Origin of the sequence: Vibrio sp. Vb1026 (assembly GCF_033338745.1) — a bacterium.
Taxonomy (GTDB): domain Bacteria; phylum Pseudomonadota; class Gammaproteobacteria; order Enterobacterales; family Vibrionaceae; genus Vibrio; species Vibrio alginolyticus.
In genome coordinates this window covers 36389-61795 of sequence record NZ_JAWOTH010000019.1, presented here as the reverse complement: position 1 = coordinate 61795, position 25407 = coordinate 36389, and the positions used below count along the sequence as shown (strand labels likewise).

The 25407-nt window shown below is 44.7% G+C and carries 24 protein-coding genes and 1 other RNA gene; 13 read left to right on the top strand and 12 right to left on the bottom strand.

Going from position 1 to position 25407, the window contains the following annotated elements; genetic code table 11:
* Nucleotides 1–231 precede the first annotated feature (231 nt).
* Nucleotides 232–2226 carry a transketolase gene (gene tkt / locus R7E47_RS20875; RefSeq protein ID WP_005381028.1) on the top strand — a complete coding sequence of 665 codons (1995 nt, stop codon included), beginning with the start codon at nucleotides 232–234 and terminating at the stop codon, nucleotides 2224–2226.
* Between the two features lie 91 nt (nucleotides 2227–2317).
* Here the strand turns inward: tkt and R7E47_RS20870 are convergent, their stop codons facing one another.
* Entirely contained in the window at nucleotides 2318–3211 is an 894-nt protein-coding gene (locus R7E47_RS20870) for a LysR family transcriptional regulator (RefSeq protein WP_017633561.1), read from the bottom strand.
* Nucleotides 3212–3351: 140 nt separating this feature from the next.
* Between R7E47_RS20870 and R7E47_RS20865 the strand changes: the two genes are divergently transcribed.
* From R7E47_RS20865 to mscS, 5 genes are all read left to right on the top strand, one after another.
* Nucleotides 3352–5310 (top strand): ligand-gated channel protein, encoded by a 1959-nt coding sequence (locus R7E47_RS20865; protein WP_005380999.1) that lies wholly within the window; start codon nucleotides 3352–3354, stop codon nucleotides 5308–5310.
* Between the two features lie 135 nt (nucleotides 5311–5445).
* Nucleotides 5446–6483 carry an erythrose-4-phosphate dehydrogenase gene (gene epd, locus R7E47_RS20860; RefSeq protein ID WP_005384545.1) on the top strand — a complete coding sequence of 346 codons (1038 nt, stop codon included), beginning with the start codon at nucleotides 5446–5448 and terminating at the stop codon, nucleotides 6481–6483.
* Between the two features lie 151 nt (nucleotides 6484–6634).
* Complete coding sequence (locus R7E47_RS20855) at nucleotides 6635–7795, top strand: phosphoglycerate kinase (RefSeq protein WP_005384547.1); 1161 nt, start codon at nucleotides 6635–6637, stop codon at nucleotides 7793–7795.
* A gap of 154 nt (nucleotides 7796–7949) precedes the next feature.
* On the top strand, nucleotides 7950–9026 hold the full coding sequence (fbaA, locus tag R7E47_RS20850) for a class II fructose-bisphosphate aldolase (RefSeq protein ID WP_005380996.1): 1077 nt from the start codon (nucleotides 7950–7952) through the stop codon (nucleotides 9024–9026).
* 426 nt (nucleotides 9027–9452) lie between these two features.
* Entirely contained in the window at nucleotides 9453–10319 is an 867-nt protein-coding gene (gene mscS, locus R7E47_RS20845; RefSeq protein WP_005384548.1) for a small-conductance mechanosensitive channel MscS, read from the top strand.
* A 47-nt stretch (nucleotides 10320–10366) separates the two neighbouring features.
* Here mscS and R7E47_RS20840 read toward each other — a convergent pair whose 3' ends face one another.
* Together R7E47_RS20840 and R7E47_RS20835 are read right to left on the bottom strand one after the other, a co-directional pair.
* Nucleotides 10367–10849, bottom strand: coding sequence for a YbaK/EbsC family protein (locus R7E47_RS20840; protein ID WP_042521288.1), 483 nt, complete (start codon nucleotides 10847–10849; stop codon nucleotides 10367–10369).
* 26 nt (nucleotides 10850–10875) lie between these two features.
* Nucleotides 10876–11505: a LysE/ArgO family amino acid transporter gene (locus R7E47_RS20835; RefSeq protein ID WP_031780897.1), complete on the bottom strand. Its 630-nt coding sequence runs from the start codon at nucleotides 11503–11505 to the stop codon at nucleotides 10876–10878.
* Nucleotides 11506–11652: 147 nt separating this feature from the next.
* On the opposite strand from R7E47_RS20835, the gene R7E47_RS20830 reads away from it, so the two are divergent.
* The gene (locus tag R7E47_RS20830; protein ID WP_005380990.1) at nucleotides 11653–12549 is read left to right on the top strand and encodes a LysR family transcriptional regulator ArgP; all 897 of its coding nucleotides are present in this window, start codon (nucleotides 11653–11655) and stop codon (nucleotides 12547–12549) included.
* Nucleotides 12550–12756: 207 nt separating this feature from the next.
* Nucleotides 12757–13449 carry an oxidative stress defense protein gene (locus tag R7E47_RS20825; protein ID WP_005384550.1) on the top strand — a complete coding sequence of 231 codons (693 nt, stop codon included), beginning with the start codon at nucleotides 12757–12759 and terminating at the stop codon, nucleotides 13447–13449.
* A gap of 71 nt (nucleotides 13450–13520) precedes the next feature.
* Here R7E47_RS20825 and serA read toward each other — a convergent pair whose 3' ends face one another.
* The 5 genes from serA to R7E47_RS20800 all read right to left on the bottom strand — a co-directional run bounded on the left by serA (nucleotide 13521) and on the right by R7E47_RS20800 (nucleotide 16844).
* Entirely contained in the window at nucleotides 13521–14753 is a 1233-nt protein-coding gene (serA, locus tag R7E47_RS20820; protein ID WP_017821632.1) for a phosphoglycerate dehydrogenase, read from the bottom strand.
* A gap of 274 nt (nucleotides 14754–15027) precedes the next feature.
* A complete protein-coding gene (gene rpiA / locus R7E47_RS20815) occupies nucleotides 15028–15684 on the bottom strand; it encodes a ribose-5-phosphate isomerase RpiA (RefSeq protein ID WP_132936934.1) in 657 nt (218 codons plus the stop codon).
* Nucleotides 15685–15737: 53 nt separating this feature from the next.
* A complete protein-coding gene (locus R7E47_RS20810) occupies nucleotides 15738–16337 on the bottom strand; it encodes a 5-formyltetrahydrofolate cyclo-ligase (RefSeq protein WP_025768838.1) in 600 nt (199 codons plus the stop codon).
* Between the two features lie 5 nt (nucleotides 16338–16342).
* Nucleotides 16343–16527, bottom strand: a non-coding RNA gene (gene ssrS / locus R7E47_RS20805) — 6S RNA.
* Between the two features lie 8 nt (nucleotides 16528–16535).
* Nucleotides 16536–16844, bottom strand: a complete 309-nt coding sequence (locus R7E47_RS20800) for a cell division protein ZapA (protein WP_005384553.1) — start codon at nucleotides 16842–16844, stop codon at nucleotides 16536–16538.
* Nucleotides 16845–17093: 249 nt separating this feature from the next.
* Between R7E47_RS20800 and R7E47_RS20795 the strand changes: the two genes are divergently transcribed.
* The 3 genes from R7E47_RS20795 to R7E47_RS20785 are packed head-to-tail and all read left to right on the top strand — an operon-like array spanning nucleotide 17094 to nucleotide 20114.
* A complete protein-coding gene (locus R7E47_RS20795; protein ID WP_005380976.1) occupies nucleotides 17094–17672 on the top strand; it encodes a YecA family protein in 579 nt (192 codons plus the stop codon).
* 23 nt (nucleotides 17673–17695) lie between these two features.
* Nucleotides 17696–18874, top strand: a complete 1179-nt coding sequence (ubiH, locus tag R7E47_RS20790) for a 2-octaprenyl-6-methoxyphenyl hydroxylase (protein ID WP_005380974.1) — start codon at nucleotides 17696–17698, stop codon at nucleotides 18872–18874.
* Between the two features lie 31 nt (nucleotides 18875–18905).
* Nucleotides 18906–20114 (top strand): FAD-dependent 2-octaprenylphenol hydroxylase, encoded by a 1209-nt coding sequence (locus R7E47_RS20785; protein ID WP_054701892.1) that lies wholly within the window; start codon nucleotides 18906–18908, stop codon nucleotides 20112–20114.
* Nucleotides 20115–20179: 65 nt separating this feature from the next.
* Here the strand turns inward: R7E47_RS20785 and R7E47_RS20780 are convergent, their stop codons facing one another.
* From R7E47_RS20780 to ygfZ, 3 genes are all read right to left on the bottom strand, one after another.
* Entirely contained in the window at nucleotides 20180–20386 is a 207-nt protein-coding gene (locus tag R7E47_RS20780; RefSeq protein WP_005380970.1) for a DUF1107 domain-containing protein, read from the bottom strand.
* Between the two features lie 639 nt (nucleotides 20387–21025).
* The gene (locus R7E47_RS20775; protein ID WP_005384562.1) at nucleotides 21026–21499 is read right to left on the bottom strand and encodes an aminoacyl-tRNA deacylase; all 474 of its coding nucleotides are present in this window, start codon (nucleotides 21497–21499) and stop codon (nucleotides 21026–21028) included.
* Nucleotides 21492–22460: a tRNA-modifying protein YgfZ gene (gene ygfZ, locus R7E47_RS20770; RefSeq protein WP_149191722.1), complete on the bottom strand. Its 969-nt coding sequence runs from the start codon at nucleotides 22458–22460 to the stop codon at nucleotides 21492–21494. The genes R7E47_RS20775 and ygfZ overlap by 8 nt, the downstream gene beginning before the upstream one ends.
* A 189-nt stretch (nucleotides 22461–22649) precedes the next feature.
* Here ygfZ and R7E47_RS20765 point away from each other — a divergent pair, with 189 nt between their 5' ends.
* The gene (locus R7E47_RS20765) at nucleotides 22650–22910 is read left to right on the top strand and encodes a succinate dehydrogenase assembly factor 2 (protein ID WP_005380951.1); all 261 of its coding nucleotides are present in this window, start codon (nucleotides 22650–22652) and stop codon (nucleotides 22908–22910) included.
* A complete protein-coding gene (locus R7E47_RS20760; protein WP_318085042.1) occupies nucleotides 22879–23340 on the top strand; it encodes a protein YgfX in 462 nt (153 codons plus the stop codon). The genes R7E47_RS20765 and R7E47_RS20760 overlap by 32 nt, the downstream gene beginning before the upstream one ends.
* Nucleotides 23341–23362: 22 nt before the next feature.
* On the opposite strand, the gene nadB is transcribed toward R7E47_RS20760, so the two are convergent.
* Nucleotides 23363–24976 (bottom strand): L-aspartate oxidase, encoded by a 1614-nt coding sequence (gene nadB / locus R7E47_RS20755; protein WP_005380947.1) that lies wholly within the window; start codon nucleotides 24974–24976, stop codon nucleotides 23363–23365.
* Between the last annotated feature and the right edge of the window lie 431 nt (nucleotides 24977–25407).

Here is a 25407-nt window from a genome sequence, read left to right as displayed (position 1 = left end):
CATCTAGACGTCTATTCTAAATTTGATTGCTCGAATTACAAGCTCTTTTTTGGTTTTTGTTATAACCAAACGTTTGCCTGATTTATTGATAATTTTAAGAACTTCGAACGATTTGGCGCGAAAGGTGCAATATTTGTGAGGTTTTGGACTGGAAAACGTTTGCACACCCAACAGGGCTTTGAGAGAATTATGACCTACTTTTCGTTTCGCTTAATGTACTCAGGAGCAGACATGTCGTCTCGTAAACATCTTGCCAATGCAATTCGTGCTCTAAGCATGGATGGTGTTCAACAAGCTAACTCAGGCCACCCAGGCGCACCAATGGGTATGGCTGATATCGCTGAAGTTCTTTGGCGCTCTCACCTAAACCATAACCCTTCAAACCCAGAGTGGGCCGACCGCGATCGCTTTGTGCTGTCAAACGGTCATGGGTCAATGCTTATTTACTCTCTACTGCACTTAAGCGGTTACGAGCTATCTATTGACGATCTGAAAAACTTCCGTCAATTGCACTCAAAAACCCCAGGTCACCCAGAGTACGGCTACGCGCCTGGTATCGAGACAACAACGGGTCCTCTAGGTCAAGGCATCACTAACGCTGTTGGTATGGCGATCGCAGAGAAAGCACTAGCGGCACAGTTCAACAAAGAAGGTCACGATATCGTTGACCACTTTACGTATGTGTTCATGGGTGACGGCTGTCTAATGGAAGGCATCTCGCATGAAGCATGCTCTCTTGCTGGGACGTTAGGTCTAGGCAAACTGATCGCGTTCTGGGATGACAACGGCATTTCTATCGACGGTCATGTTGAAGGCTGGTTCTCTGACGATACACCTAAGCGTTTTGAAGCGTACGGCTGGCATGTAATCCCAGCAGTCGATGGTCACGACTCAGACGCGATCAACGCAGCAATTGAAGCAGCAAAAGCGGACCCACGTCCTACGCTTATCTGTACCAAAACAATTATCGGTTTCGGTTCTCCTAACAAGTCTGGCTCACACGACTGTCACGGTGCACCACTAGGTCACGATGAAATCCAAGCGGCTCGCGAATACCTAGGTTGGGAGTACGGCCCATTTGAGATCCCGGCAGATGTTTACGCTGAGTGGGATGCAAAAGAAGCGGGCGCCGCGAAAGAAGCAGCTTGGAATGAAAAATTCGAAGCATACGCTGCAGCTTACCCTGCTGAAGCGGCAGAGCTTAAACGTCGTCTAAACGGCGAACTTCCTGCACAGTGGGAAGAAAAAGCGAACCAAATCATTGCTGATCTTCAAGCAAACCCAGCGAACATTGCATCACGTAAAGCATCGCAAAATGCACTAGAAGCGTTTGGTCAAATGCTTCCTGAGTTTATGGGTGGTTCTGCTGACCTAGCGCCTTCTAACCTGACCATGTGGTCTGGTTCTAAGTCTCTAGAAACGGAGGACTTCTCTGGCAACTACATCCACTACGGTGTACGCGAATTCGGTATGACTGCTATCATCAACGGTATCGCATTGCACGGTGGTTTCGTTCCTTACGGCGCAACATTCCTAATGTTCATGGAATACGCTCGTAACGCAATGCGTATGGCTGCGCTGATGAAAATTCAGAACATCCAAGTTTACACGCATGATTCGATCGGTCTTGGCGAAGATGGCCCAACTCACCAACCTGTTGAGCAAATGGCGTCTCTACGTGTAACTCCAAACATGAGCACATGGCGCCCATGTGACCAAGTTGAGTCTGCAGTTGCATGGAAACTAGCGATTGAACGTAAAGATGCACCAACTGCACTTATCTTCTCTCGTCAAAACCTAGCGCAACAAGAGCGTACTGCTGAACAAGTCGCAGACATCGCGAAAGGTGCTTACATCCTGAAAGATAGCGAAGGTAAGCCTGAGCTAATCCTTATCGCAACAGGTTCTGAGGTTGAGCTTGCAGTGAAAGCCGCTGAGCAACTAACTTCAGAAGGCAAGAAAGTACGCGTTGTTTCAATGCCATCAACAGATGCATTCGACAAACAAGACGCCGCTTACCGTGAATCTGTACTGCCATCAGACGTAACGGCACGTATCGCTATTGAAGCGGGCATTGCTGATTTCTGGTACAAGTACGTTGGCTTCGACGGTCGCATCATCGGTATGACAACATTCGGTGAATCTGCACCTGCTGGTCAGCTATTCGAGATGTTTGGCTTCACGACTGAAAACGTAGTGAACACAGCAAAAGAATTGCTAGCGTAATTGTAGGACCGTCTAAACAGTCGAACGTAAACGACGATTGTTAAACGCTAAAGTTAGAAAGGCCATCATTATGATGGCCTTTTTATTTTTGTCAGGTTTTCCAACCTTGTGGAATGCTTTGGTGAATGCAGTCTAAAAGTACGGATAAGCGCAGTGGTGGTCGTCCTGCTGGTGTATAGCAGTTAATGGAAATAGGCTCAGAAAGCCAACCTTCTAAGCAAGGTGTGATTCGCCCTGGGTGATGTTTCTCATAGCCGCATGCTGTCCAAGTCGGCAGCAGTCCAATACCATGACCATTCGCGATACTGTCTATTTGCATTGCTATGTTGTCGCTGTATAAGCGACTAACAAAGGGTTCTAAAAAGAATTCACCGTGTTGAGGGTGTGCTAGCATCAATCCATTTTCTTGCACTGAACCAAAATCGATCCATGGATGAGCTTCAAGTTCTTTGGGGTGCGGTATAGGCCCATGTTGTTTTAGATAATTTGGAGAGGCAAAAGGCGTATAGCGAAATACCCCCAGCACTTCTTTTCGCCAGTCTAGCTCTTTACGTTCACCGAGCCAGATGAACAAATCTGGGTCATGGTGCGCTTCAGAAAAGTCACTGGTAAGCTGAACTCTAACATCGGGATTATCAGCAAGAAAACGATTGAGTACGCCGCCGAGCCAGCTTCTAACTAAGGCGGTGTGACAAACAATATGCAGTGGCCCTGAAACTTGGTTCGTTAAACCTTGGAGTGCATCATAACTCTCTTCACTTAACTCAAGAATCTGGCGGCTGTAGTGGGCAAAGATTTCTCCAGCTCTTGTCAGAACTAATCGATTACCTTGTCTGGCGGTTAGAGCCTGACCGAAGTCTTCTTCTAATTGTGCCAAGCGACGACTTAGCGTTGATTTTGGCTGATTAAGGGCTTTAGCAGCGGCTGTCAAACTTTTATGCTGATTGAGCGCATCAAAGGCTCTAATTGATGCTAAGTCGTGCATATTTCTTTTACTCCTTACTGCGTTATGTACGAGTTCCATAAATGGAAAGAACCGTTCCATAACTCTCACTATGCATCTCATTCTATTTGTGAATAATTCACTTTCGAAAATAATAATCATTATCAATTATGGAGATGTAGATGTCTACTCTTAGACTGCCAGTTATTACCGCAACTGGTATTTTAGCCTTCGTCAGTGTCCCTCATGTTTTTGCCAATGATGCAGTTTCTAAAATGGAAACAGTGGTTGTAACTGCATCAAGCTACGAGCAATCTCAAGCGGACGCGCCTGCAAGTATTAGTGTGATTTCACGTGAGGAGTTGGACTCCCGTTATTACCGCGATGTGACTGATGCACTAAAAAGTGTGCCAGGTGTTGTCGTGACAGGTGGTGGTGATACTACCGACATTAGTATCCGTGGTATGGGTTCTAAATACACTTTGATACTGGTCGATGGTAAACGTCAAAGCACGCGTGAAACTCGTCCAAATAGTGACGGCCCAGGTATCGAACAAGGTTGGTTACCTCCTCTTCAAGCGATTGAGCGAATCGAAGTTATTCGCGGCCCAATGTCGACGCTTTACGGTTCTGATGCGATTGGTGGTGTGATTAACGTCATCACACGAAAAGATGCGTTAGAGTGGACGGGTAATGTTCAACTGGGCACGGTACTACAAGAGAATAGCCGCTCAGGTGGAGAGCAGAGCGCGAACTTTTTCGTTAATGGTCCGTTGGCTGAAAATTTATCTCTCCAAGTATATGGTCAGTACACAACCAGAGAAGAAGATGACATCGAATACGGTTATGAAGATAAAGATATGCAGAGTATCTCTTCAAAACTGACTTACCAGATTAATGAGCGCCACTCGGTACAATTAGAAGGTGGCACGTCGGCACAAAGTCGTCGTGGCAATGTGGGCCTTTCAGTGCCGACCACTGGGTGTCGTGGAGGGTGTGAAGATTCACTGAATGAATATCGTCGTAATTACGTAACGGTAAGCCACAACGGTGATTGGGATTCGATTGGCATTTCAGATACTTACTTACAGCGAGAAGAGAGCGAGAACAAATCTCGTGAGATGACGATCACCAACACCACGTTCAAATCGAGCTTGGTGACTGGTATTGGAAACCATACGTTGACGACGGGTGTGGACGCTACTCATGCAGAGCTTGAGGATTTCACCTCCAACAAAGCGTCGTCGAAGACTGAAACATCGAATACGCAGTGGGCTGTTTTCATTGAAGATGAATGGAGAATCGCTGATCCGTTTAGCGTTACGCTTGGTGGTCGTCTAGATCATGACGAAAACTATGGCGCGCACTTTAGTCCACGTGTTTACGGTGTATGGCGAGTTGATCCGTCTTGGACGGTGAAAGGCGGTGTGGCAACAGGTTTCCGTTCTCCACAATTACGTGAAATTACTCCTGGCTGGGCGCAAGTCAGTGGTGGCGGTAATATCTACGGTAACCCAGATCTTGACCCTGAAACGTCGCTAAACAAAGAAATCAGCGTCTTGTATCAAGGTGATTCTGGCTTAGATGTCTCTTTGACAGCGTTCCATAACGAATTCAAAGACAAGATCACACGTGTTGTTTGTCCAGACACTATCTGTACTGATGGTCCAAACCAATGGGGCGCAGATCCAACGTACCGTATTAACGTGGATGAAGCCGTCACACAAGGTATTGAAGCGACCTTAGCATCGCCGTTAACGGAAACCATTTACCTTAGCTCGAGCTACACATTTACCGACTCAGAGCAAAAAACAGGTGAATACAAAGGCATGCCGCTGCAGCAGTTACCAAAGCATCTGTTTAATGTGGATGTGACTTGGCAAACGACAACAGATCTAGAGAGCTGGGCGAAAGTCACGTACCGAGGTAAAGAAATGGATCCGGTTACTGGCCCATCAAGAAACAGTATTGTAGAACCAGCTTATACCTTTGTGGACGCCGGTGTGACATACCAGTTAACCGACAATACTCGTATTAAAGGCGCTATCTATAACTTGCTGGACGAGGAAATCAGTTACGAAGAATACGGATATATTGAAGATGGTCGTCGCTACTGGTTAGGTTTAGACGTCGCATTTTAATTATCTATCGTTGTAATAAGGTCGAGCATAGTCTCGACCTTTTTTAATCCTGCTTTACTTTGATTCAACAGGTGCGTTTGTCTGCCTGATCAGGTAGTATCTGTGACACGAAATTTTTGGTAGGGCGAAGGATAAATGCTAAAGGTTGCGATCAATGGATTTGGACGTATAGGTCGTAATGTTCTGCGAGCGGTGTATGAAAGCGGAAAACACCAGCAGATCAAGGTTGTGGCGGTAAACGAACTAGCACAGCCAGAGGCGATGGCACACCTACTGCAATATGACACCAGTCATGGTCGCTTTGGTAAAAAAATTTCCCATGACCAAGAACATTTGCATGTTCATCATGACAGCGGTGAATATGATTCCATTCGCATTCTCCACCTCTCCGAAATCGAATTACTTCCTTGGCGTGATTTAGAAGTTGATATCGTCTTGGATTGCACTGGCGTATTTGGTTCGCAAGCGGATGGGCAAGCGCATATAGAAGCAGGCGCGAAGAAAGTACTGTTTTCGCACCCGGGCGCAAACGACCTAGATAATACGATTATCTATGGCGTGAACCACGAAACTCTGAAAGACGAGCACCGTGTTGTCTCCAATGGTTCTTGCACCACCAACTGTATCGTTCCCATCATTAAAGTATTAGACGAAGCCTTCGGCATAGAGTCTGGCACCATTACCACAATTCATTCGTCCATGAACGATCAACAAGTAATTGATGCGTATCATAACGACTTACGCCGTACCCGCGCTGCAAGCCAATCTATTATTCCGGTGGACACTAAGTTGCATAAGGGGATTGAAAGAATCTTCCCGAAATTTTCCAACAAATTCGAAGCAATTTCTGTTCGTGTTCCAACGGTTAACGTCACTGCAATGGATTTAAGTGTCACAATTAGTACAAATGTGAAAGTTAATGACGTAAATCAAACCATTGTTAACGCATCTCAGTGTACATTACGTAACATTGTTGACTATACTGAATCGCCACTCGTTTCCATCGACTTTAACCACGACCCCCATAGTGCGATTGTGGATGGAAGCCAGACTAGAGTGAGTAACGGGCAACTCGTAAAAATGCTCGTTTGGTGCGACAACGAATGGGGCTTTGCTAACCGGATGCTGGATACTGCCTTAGCAATGCAAGCTTCTTCGCAAGTGGAACAGTAATGACGAAGAAGTGATGGAGAATTTTTATTTCAAGCCTTGAAATAAATCCATAATATCTCCATATCTATAACCAGTTTGAAGAATTAACAGGCTTGGCAGGGTTGCCGAGTTTTCAAAAACTTTAATTATTAAATATTTGAGAGGACACATCATGTCTGTAATCAAGATGACTGACCTGGATCTTGCAGGTAAACGTGTATTTATCCGTGCTGACCTAAACGTGCCAGTAAAAGACGGTAAAGTAACTTCGGATGCACGTATCATCGCATCTCTTCCAACTATTAAGCACTGCCTAGAAGCAGGCGCTAAAGTAATGGTTACGTCTCACCTAGGTCGCCCAACTGAAGGTGAATACGCTGAAGAGTTCTCTCTACAACCAGTTGTTAACTACCTAAACGACGCACTAGATTGCGAAGTGAAGCTAGCAAAAGACTACCTAGATGGCCTAGAGCTAAATGCGGGTGAACTTGTTGTTCTTGAAAACGTTCGCTTCAACAAAGGCGAAAAGAAAAACGACGAAGAGCTATCTAAGAAATATGCAGCACTATGTGACGTATTCGTAATGGACGCATTCGGTACGGCTCACCGTGCTCAAGCATCTACTCACGGCGTTGGCATGCACGCAGACGTAGCATGTGCTGGTCCTCTACTAGCAAACGAACTAGAAGCGCTAGGCAAAGCAATGGACAAGCCAGCTCGTCCAATGGTTGCTATCGTAGGTGGTTCAAAAGTTTCTACTAAGCTAACTGTTCTTGAGTCTCTATCTAAAATCGCTGACCAACTCGTTGTTGGTGGTGGTATTGCTAACACATTCATCGCAGCTGCTGGCCACAACGTTGGTAAGTCTCTATACGAAGCAGACCTAGTTGAAACAGCTAAGAAGCTAATGGACGAGTGTGCAATTCCAGTAGCAACTGACGTTGCATGTGCGAAAGCATTTGACGAGAACGCAGAAGCTGAAATCAAGCACGTTTCTGAAGTACAAGACGACGACATGATCTTCGACCTTGGTCCAGATTCAACTGCTGAACTAGCTGAAATCCTTAAAAACGCTAAGACTATCCTATGGAACGGTCCAGTAGGCGTATTCGAATTCAAGAACTTCGAAGCAGGTACTAAAGGTATCTCTGAAGCTATCGCAGCTTCTGAAGGCTTCTCTGTTGCAGGCGGTGGTGACACGCTAGCGGCTATCGACAAGTTCGGTATCAAAGCGGATGTATCTTACATCTCTACTGGCGGCGGCGCTTTCCTTGAGTTCGTAGAAGGTAAAGTTCTTCCAGCAGTAGAAATGCTAGAAGCACGCGCTAAGTAATTAAAGCAAAGCGGGGGAGTGATTCTCCCGCTTTCTTGTTTGCTGCAACGTGTGAGGAACTCTGCTAGAATAGCCTCAGTTGTGAGCAAACGTTTGCAAGATTTTCAACTTAACAAGTTTTGTTTAAAAACGACAGATAAATAGGATTACATCCATGTCTAAGATCTTCGACTTCGTAAAACCAGGTGTTATCTCTGGCGATGACGTTCAGAAAGTATTTGAAGTTGCAAAAGAAAACAGCTTTGCACTTCCAGCAGTAAACTGTGTGGGTACTGACTCTGTAAACGCAGTACTTGAAGCAGCTGCAAAAGTTAAAGCTCCAGTTATCGTTCAGTTCTCTAACGGTGGCGCTGCTTTCTTTGCTGGTAAAGGTCTAAAACTTGAAGGTCAAGAAGCTCAAATCCTAGGTGCTGTTGCTGGTGCGAAATACGTTCACGCTGTAGCTGAAGCTTACGGTGTTCCAGTAATCCTACACACTGACCACGCAGCTAAGAAACTACTTCCTTGGATCGACGGTCTACTAGACGCTGGTGAAGAGTACTTCGCGCAAACTGGTAAGCCACTATTCTCTTCTCACATGATCGACCTTTCTGAAGAGTCTCTAGAAGAGAACATCGAAATTTCTGCTAAGTACCTAGAGCGCATGGCTAAAATGAACATGACTCTAGAAATCGAACTAGGTTGTACTGGTGGTGAAGAAGACGGCGTTGACAACTCTGATATGGATGCGTCTGAGCTATACACTTCTCCAGAAGACGTTGCATACGCATACGAGAAACTAAGCGCAATCAGCCACCGTTTCACTATCGCAGCATCTTTCGGTAACGTACACGGCGTATACAAGCCAGGTAACGTTGTACTAACTCCAACTATCCTACGTGATTCTCAAGCGCACGTTTCTGAGAAATTCGGTCTTCCAGCGAACTCTCTAAACTTCGTATTCCACGGTGGTTCAGGTTCTTCTCTAGAAGAAATCCGTGAATCTATCGGCTACGGTGTAATCAAAATGAACATCGATACTGATACACAGTGGGCTACTTGGGATGGTATCCGTAAGTTCGAAGCTGAAAATCACGATTACCTACAAGGTCAGATCGGTAACCCAACTGGTGAAGATGCACCAAACAAGAAGTACTACGATCCACGCGTATGGCTACGTGCAGGCCAAGCTTCAATGGTTACTCGTCTAGAGCAAGCATTTGCTGACCTTAACGCAGTTGACGTACTATAATCGTTACTGATTAAGTTACTTAAAAACCCGCTCTTTGAGCGGGTTTTTTTTATATCTATCATTTTCTTCCCCTCTGCTTTCTCCCGATATTTTTATGCGTTAGGTTGTATTTGCTAGTGAGATATCTCACCTTTAACGTTTTTTTTAAAGAAAACATGGGAATATCAGTCTTAAGAGTGGCGAAATCAGAGTGCATTGCGTAACCTGTAACAAGTCAGTGTCAGAAAGCTCTGATAAAGTCTTGTTTTGCATATCTTTGCGAAACTCTGACTTTGAAAAAAGTCAGAGTTGGGATATTGTGCCAAAAATCTGACACTGTTCAGTGGAGCAATAGGGATGTTGTTTTAGAAAAGAGCCTTTAAAAAACAAGGTTCATAAATTAACGGCAATTGGATTTATATCTCTTTATTTTTGAGGATAAGAATTATGGCAGGTGAATCGGTGGGTATCGATACCACTTTAACGGATGGTCTAACTCAGGCTGAAACTTGGCTGACAAACAATTCAGATCTACTGGTTCAGTACGGTGTGAACATTATCTCTGCGGTGCTTATTCTGTTTATCGGTAATCTTATCGTTAAGGCAGTCGCTGGTAGTGTTTCTAAAGTACTAGAAAAGAAAAACATGGATAAGGCCGTCGTTGAATTTATTCACGGTCTTGTTCGTTACTTGCTATTTGTAATCGTGCTAATCGCGGCTCTTGGTCGATTAGGAGTTCAAACCGCTTCTGTTGTTGCTGTGATTGGTGCGGCAGGTCTTGCTGTTGGTCTTGCACTACAAGGTTCACTATCAAACTTTGCAGCAGGCGTACTTATTGTTGCGTTCCGTCCATTCAAATCAGGCGACTACGTAGAAATCGGTGGTGTAGCGGGTAGTGTTGAAGCAATTCAAATCTTCCAAACCGTTCTAAAAACACCAGACAACAAAATGGTTGTTGTGCCTAACTCTTCAGTTATCGGCGGTGCCATTACTAACTACTCTCGCCATGCGACACGACGTGTCGACCTAGTGATTGGTGTTTCATACAAAGCAGACCTTAAACTAACGAAGAAAGTGATTCGTGAGACGCTAGAGAAAGATCCACGTATCTTGAAAGACCCAGATATCACAATTGGTGTACTTACGTTAGCAGACTCTTCAGTTAACTTTGTGGTTCGTCCATGGGTGAAAACTGCAGATTACTGGGGCGTATACTTTGATGCAATGCAAGGTATTAAAGAAGCATTGGATGAAAATGGTATCGAGATTCCATTCCCACAAATGGATGTTCACCTGAACAAAGTCGACGCTTAATCAAAAGCAGTCGATATTCAAAAGCGAGGCCAATAGGCCTCGCTTTTTTATATTTCGTAAAGGGTGTGATGACCAGCAAGTAAGAGGCGTTTTAGATGTTTACCTGCAAATCCAAATGTGAACTCAGGTAAGCCAGGCGTATAGAGCAACTCTTGATGTTGATAGAGATTGGTATCAACAATGATAGTGATGTATTCCGGTAAGCCTATTGGGCAAACCGCGCCGGGTACGCAACCTAACACTTCGACCATTTCATCATCATTACAAATAGAGGGACGTTTACCTGTAATCGCTTTAATCTGCTTGGCATCGAGGCGCGAGTCCTTATCTGTCAGATAAACCGCGTAACCTTGTCCTTTGAGTGTTAAAAAGAGGCTTTTGGTATGCGTACCCGTCCAACCAAGCTCTCTCGCAATGCGTATATCTGTCTCAAAGTCTAAGATGGCTTCGTGCTGCCATTCCCGAAAAGGAATAGAGAGCGCGTTGAATCGCTCTCTATTGTTGTTATAAATATGTTTTAGTGACTCCATGTCTTTGCTGCCTTACTACCTGGTGATTACCAATACTTATCAATAAGCTCACTCGCTAAGATATACGCTATTGTGAACATCATCATTGCGATTGCAATGTCGATGGTTTTTTTCACTTTTGGTTGAGAGAGTGTTGGACCTAGTTTGGCTGCTCCTATCGATAAAGTGTAGAACCAAACAAAGGAAGCCATAATCGTACCTAGTGCAAAAGCAATGCGATCATGGCCTTCAAATTGTCCACCGATCGAACCTAGAATAACGACTGTATCTAAATATAAGTGCGGATTAAGCACAGTGACAGCTAACGCACCTAGAATAACCGTTCGACGACCTCGAGCTACGATCTCCCCTTTTGATTCCGATTCACTCTCTGGCTTAAAAGCACTTTTTAGCGAGAGCAGTCCATAGAAGCTCAAGAAAGCAATACCACCAAGTGTCACCGACGTCAGTAAGATTTCATTTTGAGACAGAATTGCACCACCACCAAAGATACCTAGAGAGATGAAAATCATATCTAGCACGCTACAAATAGTGGCGGTTGTTAGGTGGTGGTTACGCTTTATGCCTTGATTCAAAACATACGCATTTTGCGCCCCGATCGGAATGATCATTGATGCTCCTAAACCAAAACCTTGCAATAGAACCCACAAGCTCACACTTCACCTCACTTCAAAATAACAAATACATTTACAGAAAGGGGAAAGATAAAGTGTTTATCTAAATAAGTGTAATTAATGATTTTAATCTTACATTAGATAGACTAATTTAACGGGAGGCGTTTGATCAAGAGTGAGAGGAAAGGTATGCGAGGGTTAGATTACAAATGGATTGAGGCATTAGACGCTATAGTTTATCAGGGTAGCTTTGAGCGTGCTGCTGAGCATTTATTTGTTTCTCAATCCGCCATTTCTCAACGTATCAAGCAGTTAGAGAAGTTTCTCGCGCAGCCTGTTTTAATTCGAAGCCAGCCACCTAAGCCAACGCCAATTGGTAAAAAATTGTTGGGTCTTTATCGGCGAGTACGCTTGCTAGAGCATGAAATTCTCCCCGAACTAAAGAATGATACCAGTACGCGACCTGTGCAACTCTCTTTAGCGACTAATGCAGATAGCCTTGCAACATGGCTACTGCCAGCGCTGCAAAATGTTATGAAGCAGCGTCAAGTTGAACTAAAACTGACTATCTATGGTGAATACCGCTCTATTGAAAAACTCAAAAGTGGCGAAGTGACAGGAGCGATCAGCTTGGAGTCCCAGCCAATCCCCGGATGCAGAGCAGACTATTTAGGTCGCATCGATTATGTTTGTGTCGCGAGCCCAGAGTTCTATCAGCGTTATTTTTCTAAAGGCGTAAATAATCAGACATTGGCAAAAGCACCGGCCGTTTCATATGACCAATATGATGATCTACATAAAACATTTCTTACCGAGCATTTTAACGTCAATCCTGACAGCGTTATTCATCACAACATCAGTAGTTCTGAAGCGTTTCTAAAAGTGGCGTTAGCTGGTGTTGCTTATTGCTTGATCCCCCGCTTGCAAATTACCGACGAATTAGACAGAGGTGTGTTGGTTGATGTGACTCCAGGTTTTTTAATGTCCCATCGGATTTATTGGCACCACTGGCAGTTAGAAACTGGGGTATTACAAGAAATCTCACACGCAATAGTGGGGTATGCGCAGCAGCATCTACCTCAATAAGTTTGTCAGAGCTGCATATCGTTAACTTAGTGTGTTTTGTTTAAAAATTACGCCAATGTTACATAGTCAAAGTTGTGTTAGAAGTCACTATGGGTGCTTGGATAATCGGCGGAAGTTTCTATTATGAAACCACACGCTTTCTCAGCCATGATAGTGATGTTGGAATCTGAGATTAAGTACTTAATTTTGTATGGATGGATTTATTGAATGAAATTGTATTCATTTTTGCTGGCTTCAGCACTCAGCCTTACCAGTGCTTCAGTTTTGGCGAATACGCCAGAGTTTGCTCATGTTACGACAACGGGGTATGGCGAAGTGACGGCCACACCTGATATGGCTACGTTTTCTGTAAAAGTAGTCGATACGACAATGACGGCCGAACAAGCGAAATTGTCCGTGGATAAAACCGTTGAAGAGTTTCTAAAAAGCTTATCGGATGCCGGCTTGTCAAAAGACAATATTACTAGCTCGAATTTATACCTTGCTCCTCAGTACCATTACCCTAAATCAGGAAAAGCAGAACTTGTTGGGTATCGAGCATCTCGCAGTATTGATGTCACGGTGACGGATCTGAAAAACCTTAACCAATACCTAGATATGGCGTTAGAAGCGGGAATTAATCAGGTTGATAATATTCAACTTAAGGTAAGCAACCAAGCCGAGTATCAGCAAAAGGCACGAATGGCTGCGATTAAGGACGCAAGAGAAAAAGCAGGGTCATTAGCGACGGGTTTTGAGAAAAAGTTGGGCGATGTATGGCAGATCAATTACAGACAGATGCACGTTCAGCCTGTGTTAATGCGTTCAATGGCGATGGATAGTAAAGAAGGAGCGAATAGCTACCAAGATTCAACCATGATCATTCGCGATCAAGTCGATGTCATTTATAAGCTAAAGTAAGGCTTAGCAAACAGTAAAAAGCAAAAGGCAGGGAGTTACAACCCCTGCCTTTGTCGTTTCTGTTTCACTGTTTAGTGAAGGATACGAGCACGGATTGTGCCTTCAATGTTTTTGAGCTTTGTTAGAGCTTCTTCTGCTCGTTCAGTTTCAACGTCGATCACTACGTAGCCTATTTCAGCGGCTGTTTGTAGGTACTGCGCGGCAATGTTAATGCCTTCTTCAGCAAAGATGGTGTTGATCTGAGTTAGAATACCAGGACGGTTCTTGTGGATATGAAGCAGACGAGAGCACTCACCACTGTGTTCTGGTAATGACACTTCAGGGAAGTTTACGCTTGAAAGTGTCGATCCGTTATCAGAGTACTTAGCCAGTTTACCCGCCACTTCTAAGCCGATATTTTCTTGTGCTTCTTGTGTTGAACCACCAACGTGTGGAGTGAGGATGACGTTATCGAATTTTTGTAAAGGAGACTCGAACGGGTCAGCATTCGTTTTTGGTTCAGTTGGGAATACATCAATTGCAGCGCCAGCAAGGTGACCAGCTTCTAAGCTATGGCAAAGTGCAGGAATATCCACAACGGTGCCACGTGCCGCGTTGATAAAGATGGAACCTGGTTTCATTCGAGCAAATTCAGCTTCACCCATCATGTTTTTCGTTTCCGGTGTTTCGGGAACGTGCAAAGAAATTACATCACATTTGTTCAATAGTTCACTCATGGTATGTACTTGCGTCGCATTACCAAGGGACAGTTTGTTCTCAATATCGTAGTAGTAAACGCGCATACCTAAGTTTTCGGCAATAATACCAAGCTGCGTACCAATGTGACCGTATCCGATAATGCCAAGGCACTTACCACGAGCTTCGTAAGAGTTGTCTGCACTTTTCTTCCAAATACCGCGATGTGCAAGTGCATTCTTTTCAGGAATACCACGCACTAGTAAAAGGATTTGCCCAAGTACAAGCTCTGCCACGCTTCGAGTGTTAGAGAATGGTGCATTAAAGACAGGAATACCGCGTTTTGCTGCTGCGTCTAGGTTTACTTGGTTAGTACCAATACAAAAACAGCCAATTGCAACCAGCTTGTTCGCCGCATTGATTACCTCTTCGGATAGGTTCGTACGGGAGCGGATACCAATGAAGTGTACGTCTTTTACCGCTTCAATTAGTTCTTCTTCCGGAAGGGAACCTTTATGGTATTCAATGTTGGTATAACCAGCTGCTTGAAGAACTTCAACTGAAGAAGGGTGGAGTCCCTCTAACAAGAGGATCTTAATCTTTTCTTTTTCCAGTGAAACTTTGGCCATTTTTTCTCGTCCTTAAAATGGAAAGGTGGGCTAATGTGGCGCACATTGGACAAAACTATTAAAAAGGGGATAATTAACAGTTTTGTAGGAAGACAAACGTTTCCCTGTGCGTCTTCTGTTCAATAAAGTAACAAAAAAAAATTGCTTTGGGTAAGAAAATTACGGAATAAGAGATAATTTTCTTATAGAAAGGAATAAAAAACGGTGCCTTGCAGCACCGTATGTAATGAAATAACAGAAAAGTGAACCAGATAGGTTCATTTTGGGCTGTTATTTATTCTTCAATTTTTGCACCTTCTGGTGTGCCAGTGATCACTACGTCTGCACCACGATGAGCGAAAAGACCCACAGTCACCACACCAGCGATGCCGTTTATTTTGTCTTCCATTTCTTTCGGGTTGGTAATTTGCATATTGTGCACATCCAGAATCACGTTGCCGTTGTCAGTCACAACGCCTTCACGGTAAGCTGGATCACCACCTAGTTTTACCAATTCACGAGCCACGTAAGAGCGTGCCATTGGGATTACTTCAATAGGCAATGGGAACTGGCCAAGTACGTCAACTGCTTTAGTGCCGTCAACGATACATACGAACTTATCAGAGATTGCTGCGACAATTTTCTCACGAGTCAGAGCCGCGCCGCCGCCTTTGATCATTTCACGTGCTGGGTTGATCTCATCAGCGCCATCAACATACACATCCAGCTTCATTACATCGTTACACTCGTATACTTCAATACCAAGCTCTTTAAGGCGCTCAGTTGAAGCGACAGAGCTAGACACTGCACCTTTAATATCATCTTTGATAGTGCCTAGTGCATCGATGAAGTGATTCACGGTAGAGCCAGTACCAACACCGACAATGCTGCCTTTCTCAACATATTTTAGTGCTGCCCAACCAGCCGCTTTTTTCATTTCATCTTGAGTCATGCCAATCTCCTGAATAGATGTTCGTTAACGTTTGCGGGCGTGATTATAGCGGCTTACTTGTCACTTTCCCATTGCCATATTTGGCTTGGGGTCACGATCTTAGGTAATGGAATGTCCCAGCTTTCAATTGGTAAGCGTTCTACATGTTGGCAGTCATGAGCGATACCAACAGGTTTAGCTCCCTCTCCAGTTATAAACCAACGTGACAGAGTACGATCGTAGTACCCCCCGCCCATGCCTAAGCGGTGTCCGATGCTGTCGAACCCAACTAAAGGTGTGCAGATTAAATCAAGCTGGCGAACGGGTTTGAGGTGTCTGATATCGAGCTTGGGCTCTAAGATGCCGTACTTGTTGTAGACGAGCTGTTCATCACTTATATACTGAAGAAACAGTAACTGACCTTTAGAAAAGGGATGGATGACGGGCAGATAAACCGATTTTCCCTGTTGCCATAACCATTCAATGAGCGGTTTAGTATCAAGCTCACCGTCTGCAGAAAGGTAGATGGCAATATGTTGCGCCTGCTCGATTTCAGGAAGTTGGGAAAATTGAGTAATAAGGTCGATTCCCGCTTGGTATTGTGTATCACTGCACAGAGCGTTGCGCTTTTCACGAATCAGTTTGCGGAAGTCTTGTCGAGAGAGGTCTGACATAGAGAGAATACCCCAGGGTGCCGTTGAGGATTGTGGCCCTTGAACCAGCTGGTTCAAGGCGGATCAGCAATGACAACCGTAGGCTTCTCGGTGCATGCCGAGCTTGCTCAATAGTTACCAAATACTAACCCTTAGGTATTGCTTATCGGCTCAGGGACTTAAATCCTGCTGACGCACACCCCAGGGTAAATTTTGTATTTACTGCTGTCCTTGCGTAACTTTGCTTAGTGCGTTCTCTAAAGACGCGGTGAGCTTTTCCATTCGCTCAGTAATTTCTTGCTGTTGACCATTGGATTCGTATGACTTGGTGTGCAACTCATAGCAAATATTCAATGCAGCAAAGGTCAGCAGTTGGATTTCATTGGTTACCTTAGTACGTTCGCTCATTTCTTTCAATCGGCGATCAAGATCTTTTGCCGCTGCAACAAGAGACTCTTCTTGTCCTGTCGGACAATTCACACGTGTAAGTTTGCCTAATATTTCAACGTCGATCGCTTGATTGCTCATGATGAATAAACTCTATATTCGCGCTATCTAAGGTGTTGCTTCATACAACTACCGAGGAGCAAACTATAGGAAAACCGCTATTAAGATTCAAGCATTTCCCATCACAGAAAGAGAAATGATGACGAGATCACACAGGAATTGGGCAAATTGAACAAATGCTGTCCAAAATTGAATTTGATAGCCGTTTCAGACCACTAACCTTGATGGTAGGATATACCAATACATTATTACGCAAGAATGAGCCAAGTTATGAGTGAAATCACCCTTCCTGAATACCAATCTATTGCTGCTGAACTGCAATCGGCAAGCCTGGCTGTGACACCGGCGGAGTTACATGGCTTATTTGTTGGCATGTTAAGTGGTGGATTGGCGATCAATGATCAAACTTGGCAGCCGATTCTTTTTGACTACACCAATGATGGGATGGGGTGGCCCTCGACAGCACTCACTTTTGCTCAGAGCATATTCAACGTTACTGTTAATGAGCTTACTGGCACATCAATGGAGCTGTCTTTACTATTGCCAGATGAGCCGGGCGAAGAAGGCTTATTCGCATTAGCCGACAGTGTGTCCGACTTTGTAAACCACTTTATTTCTGGGCTAGGTCTAGCAGGCGTTGCGCTTAACAAAGCATCTGATGACGCTAAAGAAGCACTGGCTGATCTAGAAGAGATTGCCAAATTAGGCATTGATGAAGATGACGATCTTGGTGAACAAGCGCAATTGCTAGAGCAAGTGATTGAGCACATCAAAGCTTGCGTACTAACGATTCATGCTGAATTTGGTGTTCGTCCTGAAAGCAGCGACAAAAAACCTACTATTCACTAATCGTAGACCGTCCAGAGGTTAGTATGAAGCAATATGATGTAGTCATTGCTGGTGGTGCCATGGCTGGTGCAACGTTAGCATTGGCGATTGACCATTTGTCTCAGGGAAAGCTCCGCATTGCCGTCGTTGAGCCTTTTAAAGCACAATCAGATATGCACCCTGGTTTTGACTCTCGCTCAATCGCATTGTCTTACGGTACTGTCAATCTGTTGCGTCAACTACAGCTCTGGACGTCAGTAGAACCGTTTGTCACACCCATTGAACATATCCACGTTTCTGACCGTTCTCATGCTGGGATGACGGAGATTACCAAGCAAGAGGTTGGGGTTGAAGCTCTAGGGTATGTTGTAGAATTAGCCGATGTTGGGCGTGTATATCAAGAATTATTAGACAGTAGCGAGTCAATTACGCTGTTTTGTCCTGACTCCGTTACCGATATCGAGCGCGAGCAAAACTGTACCCATGTGACGTTGAAAAGTGGTGAGCAACTTGAAGCAAAACTGCTGGTGGCTGCAGATGGTGCTGTTTCGACCTGTTGTCAGAAAATTGGTCTAGAACTTTCTGAGCAAGATTTTGAACAAGTGGCTGTCATTGCCAATATTGTGACTCAAGAACCTCATCAAGGTAGAGCCTTTGAACGTTTTACTGAGAATGGCCCAGTTGCTTTATTGCCAATGAGTGACAATCGAATGTCCTTAGTTTGGTGTTTGCACCCTGAAGAAGCCCAAGCCGTTCTTGAGTTATCTGATCAAGCATTTCTCCAGCGTTTACAGAACGATTTTGGTTGGCGTTTAGGCGCGATGAAAAAAGTGGGGCGCCGTGCAAGTTACCCATTGCTTCTTCGCCATCGAAAGCAAAATATTTCACATCGCTTTGCGATTGTTGGAAATGCGGCGCAAACGCTGCACCCGATAGCTGGACAAGGCTTTAATCTCGGTATTCGCGATGTAGTCTCACTAGCAGAAGAAATTGTGCAGCAAAGTGAGGATGTGGGTCTTTATCAAGGCCTGATGCGCTTTAGTCAACGTAGAGAAGCAGATCGAAGCGAAACTATTTGGCTAACCAGTGCCTTAGTGCATGTTTTTTCAAATGATTTACCCGCGATGCGAATTGGCCGAAATACTGCCTTAGCAGCGATGGATAACCTTTCTATTTTTAAGCAGCCGCTACTACGCCATACACTTGGCTTGGTAAAACGATGAACGGCCGCACTGAATTAGGTAATAAAAAGCAATGATGCAAAGTGTAGATATCGCCATCATCGGCGGAGGGATGGTTGGGTTGGCACTTGCTGCCGCGTTCAAAGACAGTGATCTGCGTGTCGCCGTTATTGAAGGTAAAGTGCCAGATGATTCGTTGAAAGAATTACCCGATGTTCGTGTGTCTGCGCTGAGCCGCTCTAGTGAGACGATTTTGCGTAAACTTGGTGCTTGGCAGGGCATAGAACAGCGCCGAGCTTCACCTTACCATGGCATGGAAGTATGGGAACAAGATAGCTTTGCCAGCATTGAATTTAATGCACAAAGTATGGCACAACCTGATTTAGGGCATATTGTTGAGAATCGTGTGATTCAACTTGCACTGCTTGAACAAGTCCAAAAGCTCGATAACGTCACGATGTTTATGCCTGCACGTTGCGCGACTCTCGCGGTCGGTGAGCAAGAAAGCTGGCTGACGCTCGATAATGGCCAAGCCATGACCGCTAAATTAGTGGTCGGAGCCGATGGGGCGAATTCGTGGCTTCGCCATCAAATGGATATTCCATTAACGCATTGGGACTATGGTCATCATGCTTTGGTCGCGAATGTCAAAACTGTTATGCCACACAACAGCATTGCGCGCCAGATATTTACTCCTCACGGACCGTTGGCATTTTTGCCAATGTCGCAACCAGATATGTGCTCTATCGTTTGGTCCACGGAGCCAAATCGAGCAGAGCAGTTAGTGGCAATGAGTGAACATGATTTCAATAAAGCGTTGACGAGTGAGTTTGATGCTCGACTTGGTCTATGTGAAGTAGTGGGAGAGCGTGCTGCGTTTCCTTTGAAAATGCGCTATGCGCGAGATTTTGTTGTCGAGCGAGTCGCGCTGGTTGGTGATGCGGCCCATACCATTCACCCATTAGCGGGGCAGGGTGTGAATTTAGGTTTATTAGATGCGGCCAGTCTTGCTCAAGAAGTATTAGCACTTTGGAAGCAGGGTCAAGATATCGGCAGTAAACGCAACCTAAGAAGCTACGAGCGTTGGCGAAAAGCGGAAGCGGCAAAGATGATCGCTACTATGCAAGGGTTTCGAGATTTGTTCTCTGGCGAGAACCCTGCTAAGAAGCTTGTTCGTGGCATTGGCTTGAGTTTAGCGGGGCAACTGCCGGGAGCGAAAGATGAGATCATGAAGCGCGCGCTTGGTTTAAAGGGACACTTGCCGGATCTGGCGCGTCAGTAAGTGCAAAGCGAACTTCAAATACACAAAAGGCTGGTTAATCCAGCCTTTGTTTTATCAACATTTTGCTAAGCATATGCGCATCGGAGTTTCATTATTTCTTGATTGATCTCTTTGACCGCTCGGAAATGGCGTTGCTCTGCTTTCTCCGGCAGTATTAACTTACCGTTATCAAACTCGAATCTACCGACCCCGTAAATATAAATTCTTCCTTTAAAAAGACGACTTATATGTTTAGCAATCATACTTGGTGTATAGCGCTTAAACAGTCTCATATTTACTTTCCTTTTATCTAACCTAGCCTAGGTATTCTACGTTCTGGACGCGAAAATTATTGTGACAGCAATAGTATTAAATACAGATGTAGGGTGTTGCGTCAGAGAATTGTGTTGTCTTAGACAATTTGACAGTGTCATCTCTTAAATAGCGTGAGGATTACCCCAAAAATAACCTCTCTAAAGGAACCCTTACGCCAATACACTCCTTTTTACGTGACGCATTAAGCAATAGTTTTGTTACAGAATTAAGAATAGAACGAAAACGGTTGTTTGCTAGTTGTTTCTATTAAGGTCGTGCTTGGCGTAACACACTTTACGTTCTAACGATTAGAGGAAATGAAAGAGAAAAAGTTCCACGTAAAAAAAAGCCCGCTTCAGCGGGCGAATAGTCACAGATGCATTACACAAAAGTGGATAACTAACTGCATGAATGCTGTCACTCAGCTAGCTGACTCACTTTATATTGGTTAAGTGCTTGTTTGAAACTTAACCAACAAATTCAGCATATACGAGTTTTATCTTTGTGACTATTTATGTTTTATATGTGATTAAAAATTCTCATGTCTATTTTTGTAGATATGAGCGAGATCACACAGTGATAGAAACACTACGTGTCATTACATTGTTTTTAGACGATTAACGACAGATCTCAGCTACGGTCGGCTGGCACAATTGGATAAGATCTTGAATAGAAAGCGCCAGCCCAGCCATTCGATCGCCACTGCTGATCGTGACTTCCTGTTCTTCTAGTAAGCTAGGGTCGAACACGATTGGCATATGACGTTTGAGTAGCAGAGGAGTGACAGTACCAATTTTGTAACCAGTGATGGACTCAACATCGGCTTGATCAACACAAGTCATCCGGCGACATTTCAGTAACGAGCGCACTTTTTTGGGATCAACGCTACGATCACCTGGCGCACAGGCGAGTGCATATTGATTACCCATGTCTCGTAGCAAGATTGCTTTCACCATTTGAGAGGGGCGAATGCCGCGTTGGTGCGCGGCATCCTCAATGGTGGTTGCTGGTCTTTGATGCGGTAACAGACGAAACGGAATGTGTTGGTCTGTGAGAAATTGCATCAAAGGAGTATTGATTGTATTACTCATCATCAAGACTGTAAGGCAGTGATTCGATTGTCCATTCACATTCTGGTTGCGCAACCAAACGAAGACGAGTGTCCTCATCGAGATTATTAGGCAGTACGATCAGGCCAATCGCGTGATTGTCACTGAACTGGTAGTGATTTAATAAAGCACCTACTGAACGCCAGTTTTCACCTACGCTGCGTTCGAGCTCAATTGGTTCGTCACTGAATGGAGCAGAAGTTGCACCTTTTACGATATACATCGCACGTTTATTGGTACCGCGATACTTCGCTCGTGCTACCGTTTCTTGTCCCGTGTAGCAGCCCTTTGTGAAGCTAATGCCTCCTAAAGCTTGCACGTTGAGTGCTTGTGGAATGTGAGCATTCTGTGCGGATGCAGAGACAAATGGTAAACCTGCCTCAATATCGAAACGATTCCAAAGCTCATTTGTCGTAAAGACAGCGTCGGTAGTTTCAACGATTTGCTGTGCTTCTGGCGTACTTAATATCAGTAACCAGCGATCTTGTGCAACTTGCACTGCTGTGCCACCGTCAACTGGGCGAACGCTGCCAGTTGTCTTGCTCATTGTTGAAATGAATTCGTCGGCTTTGACGCCAGCAACACCTAAGATAACGTCATCAGAAGCTTCAATCGTTACTTTAGAGAAAATGGCGTATTTCTTTATTTCATTAAGTTCTACGTCAATCGCCGATTTTGGTTGGATCATGCCGTAGCCATCATGATGATGGAAAAGGCGGAACACGCTCCACACTTTGCCTTTTGCATCACAATGTGCGCCCAGTGTTGATTGGTCTTGTTCTAAAGAAACAACATCGCAGGTAACCTGACCTTGTAAGTATGATTTTTTATCATCACCGATCATGGTGATCATGCCGAAGTTATCCAGCAGTGAGATAGATAACTCTGGAAGCGCGTCTTGAGTTGAGAGAGGTAATGCTGAAAAACGAGTTTGCCATTCCATAATTACAATGCCTTTTGAAGATATTTTTCCGCTATGTTATACCCAAATAACCTTGAGATACTAGGGGAGCGATTTACGAATCAACATTTGTCTGCTTTCACTATCGTATTGTGACCCGCACACTAGTGACGTAGCACATCCCTTGTTACACTCCGCACTAACAACAAGACATCTATGAAGGAATAGTGAATGTACACTCCGGAAGAAAAAGCGCGTATTAAATGGGCTTGTCGTCGAGGCATGCTTGAGCTTGACGTAGTAATTATGCCGTTTTTTGAAGAGTGCTTTGATACTCTGAGTGAACAAGAGCAGCGTGACTTTGTTTCTTTACTTGAATGCGATGATCCTGATCTGTTTACTTGGGTAATGGGGCATGGCCGTAGCGAAAATTTAGGTCATGCAGCAATGGTTGATAAAATTGTCGCCCATAACCTCAGCAAAGTTCGTTAATTTTACTGCTTCTCCCTCTCTGACTGCCCGAGTCTTCAATGTTGTACTTTTCTTATTGATGACTTGGGCTGTTATCTTCTCTAGTGTTCCGCTCGTATTATCGACTTATTTGTTATTACTGATTGTTAAGGCTCTCTCAAGCCAAGGCCTTGTTCAACCTACAAGTCATGGGCATTGGTATGTGCACTGCGATGGCTCGGTTAGGTTTGATGCCCTTGAGTGTGGCGAATGCTCGGAAGATATTGAGTCCGAAAAGGGTCATTTACAGCGAGTCGATACATCGGCATCACCATTCAAGATAACATTCCAATTGCAATCTGGCCGTAGTGTTACGATTTGGCGTGATAGCTGTGACGATGAGCAGTATCGTCAACTATCTTTGGTATTACGCCAATGGGAAATGAAACAGGGAGCTAATGCTCCCTGCTGATGTAATAGTTTACTTGGTAAAGTTAAAGCTGTTTAGCTGGAACCAAAATCGTTGGGCCGCTGTTTTCCAGTTGGTTCGGATAGTCAAGCGTGTAGTGCAAACCTCGACTCTCTTTACGCTGCATCGCACAACGAACCATCAACTCTGCGACTTGTAAAAGGTTACGCAGTTCTAATAAGTTGTTCGACACACGGAAATTGCTGTAGTACTCGTGTGTTTCTTGTTGCAACAGTTGGATACGGCGTAAGGCGCGCTCTAAACGCTTGTCAGTTCGTACAATGCCCATGTAGTCCCACATAAACAGACGAAGCTCGTGCCAGTTGTGCTGAATGATCACTTCTTCATCACTATTGGTTACTTTGCTTTCATCCCAACATGGCACCTGTGAGGGTAGCTCAACGTTAGTGTGATGTTTTAGAATATCTTTTGCCGCAGACCAAGCATAAACCACACATTCGAGAAGTGAGTTTGATGCCATGCGGTTAGCACCATGCAGCCCGGTGTAGCTAACTTCACCAATCGCATACAAATTTTTCAGATCGGTGCAGCCATTTCTATCCACCATGACACCGCCACAAGTGTAGTGTGCAGCAGGTACGATTGGGATTGGCTCTTTAGTCATGTCGATGCCCAAATCCATCAAACGTGAATAAATGGTTGGGAAGTGTTTCGTAATAAAGTCAGCAGGCTTATGACTGATGTCGAGATACATACAGTCGGCGCCTAAACGCTTCATTTCGAAGTCGATAGCACGAGCCACCACGTCACGCGGAGCAAGCTCTTTACGTTCATCGAAATCTGGCATAAAGCGAGAGCCATCTGGACGACGCAGGTAAGCACCTTCGCCACGCAACGCTTCAGTCAGCAAGAAGTTACGTGCTTCTGGGTGATATAAACACGTCGGATGGAACTGGTTAAATTCCATATTCGCCACACGACACCCTGCACGCCAAGCAATCGCAATACCATCACCAGACGACACATCTGGGTTAGAGGTGTATTGATAAACCTTTGAAGCACCACCTGTAGCGAGAACCACAAATTTGGCTCGCACGGTTTCGACATGCTCTTCGTTGCGGTTCCAAATATAAGCACCGATAACTTTGTTTTTATCACCGCCAATTTTGTCTTCGGTGATTAAGTCCAGAGCATTGTGACGTTCGAGAACATGAATGTTTGGATGGTTATGAGCGTTATCTTGCAGGGAGGTTTGCATCGCCATACCTGTCGCATCTGCCGCGTGAAGAATACGACGACGGCTATGACCACCTTCACGAGTTAAGTGGTAGCGAGGTTCATCGTCAGAGTCATCTTCTTCACGATCAAATGGGACACCACCGTCAATCAACCACTGTACGCACTCTTTTGAATGCTCAGCAATGAACCTTACGGTCTCCTCATCGCAAATACCATCCCCGGCGATTTGCGTGTCTTCAACGTGTGAATCAATGGTGTCTGACTCATCAAATACGGCAGCGATACCGCCTTGAGCATAGTATGTCGCCCCTTCGCTGCGTGGTCCTTTACTCAGCACCATCACCTTACAGTGGTTAGCAACGCGCAAAGCCAACGACAAACCTGCCGCGCCACTCCCTACCACTAATACATCACACTCATGTTCACGATTTGTGTTCATATAACTTTTATAATCCCAAGCTAAGGTAACAAAGTTACCTTGTGTATTATTTGCACACCATGTGCATTCCATTATCGCGACATCTGTCGCTAAGGGCTAAGTTGGGAGACCTATCGACGTCCGTGTTACGGCGGTGACTGAGCCACTCTTCTTTTTCATGCAGAGCATGAGCATGCTTCCTAAGTTATAATTTGTAACGCGGTGTTCAGATAGCCATTAGCCATGCAAATGAAAAGTAATAGTTTGTCAATGCCATTGCTTTTCCATGCTCGACCCAGCACAATCTGGGACAGAGATCATTCATTATACCCATTTCCCTCCAAGATGCTCGCTTGTCAAACTTAGACTAAAGTCAGGCAGCGGTGGTCATTTGGGTACAGACATCACACTGTGAAAAAACAATGACAAAAAACTTGAGAAACCATGGAACT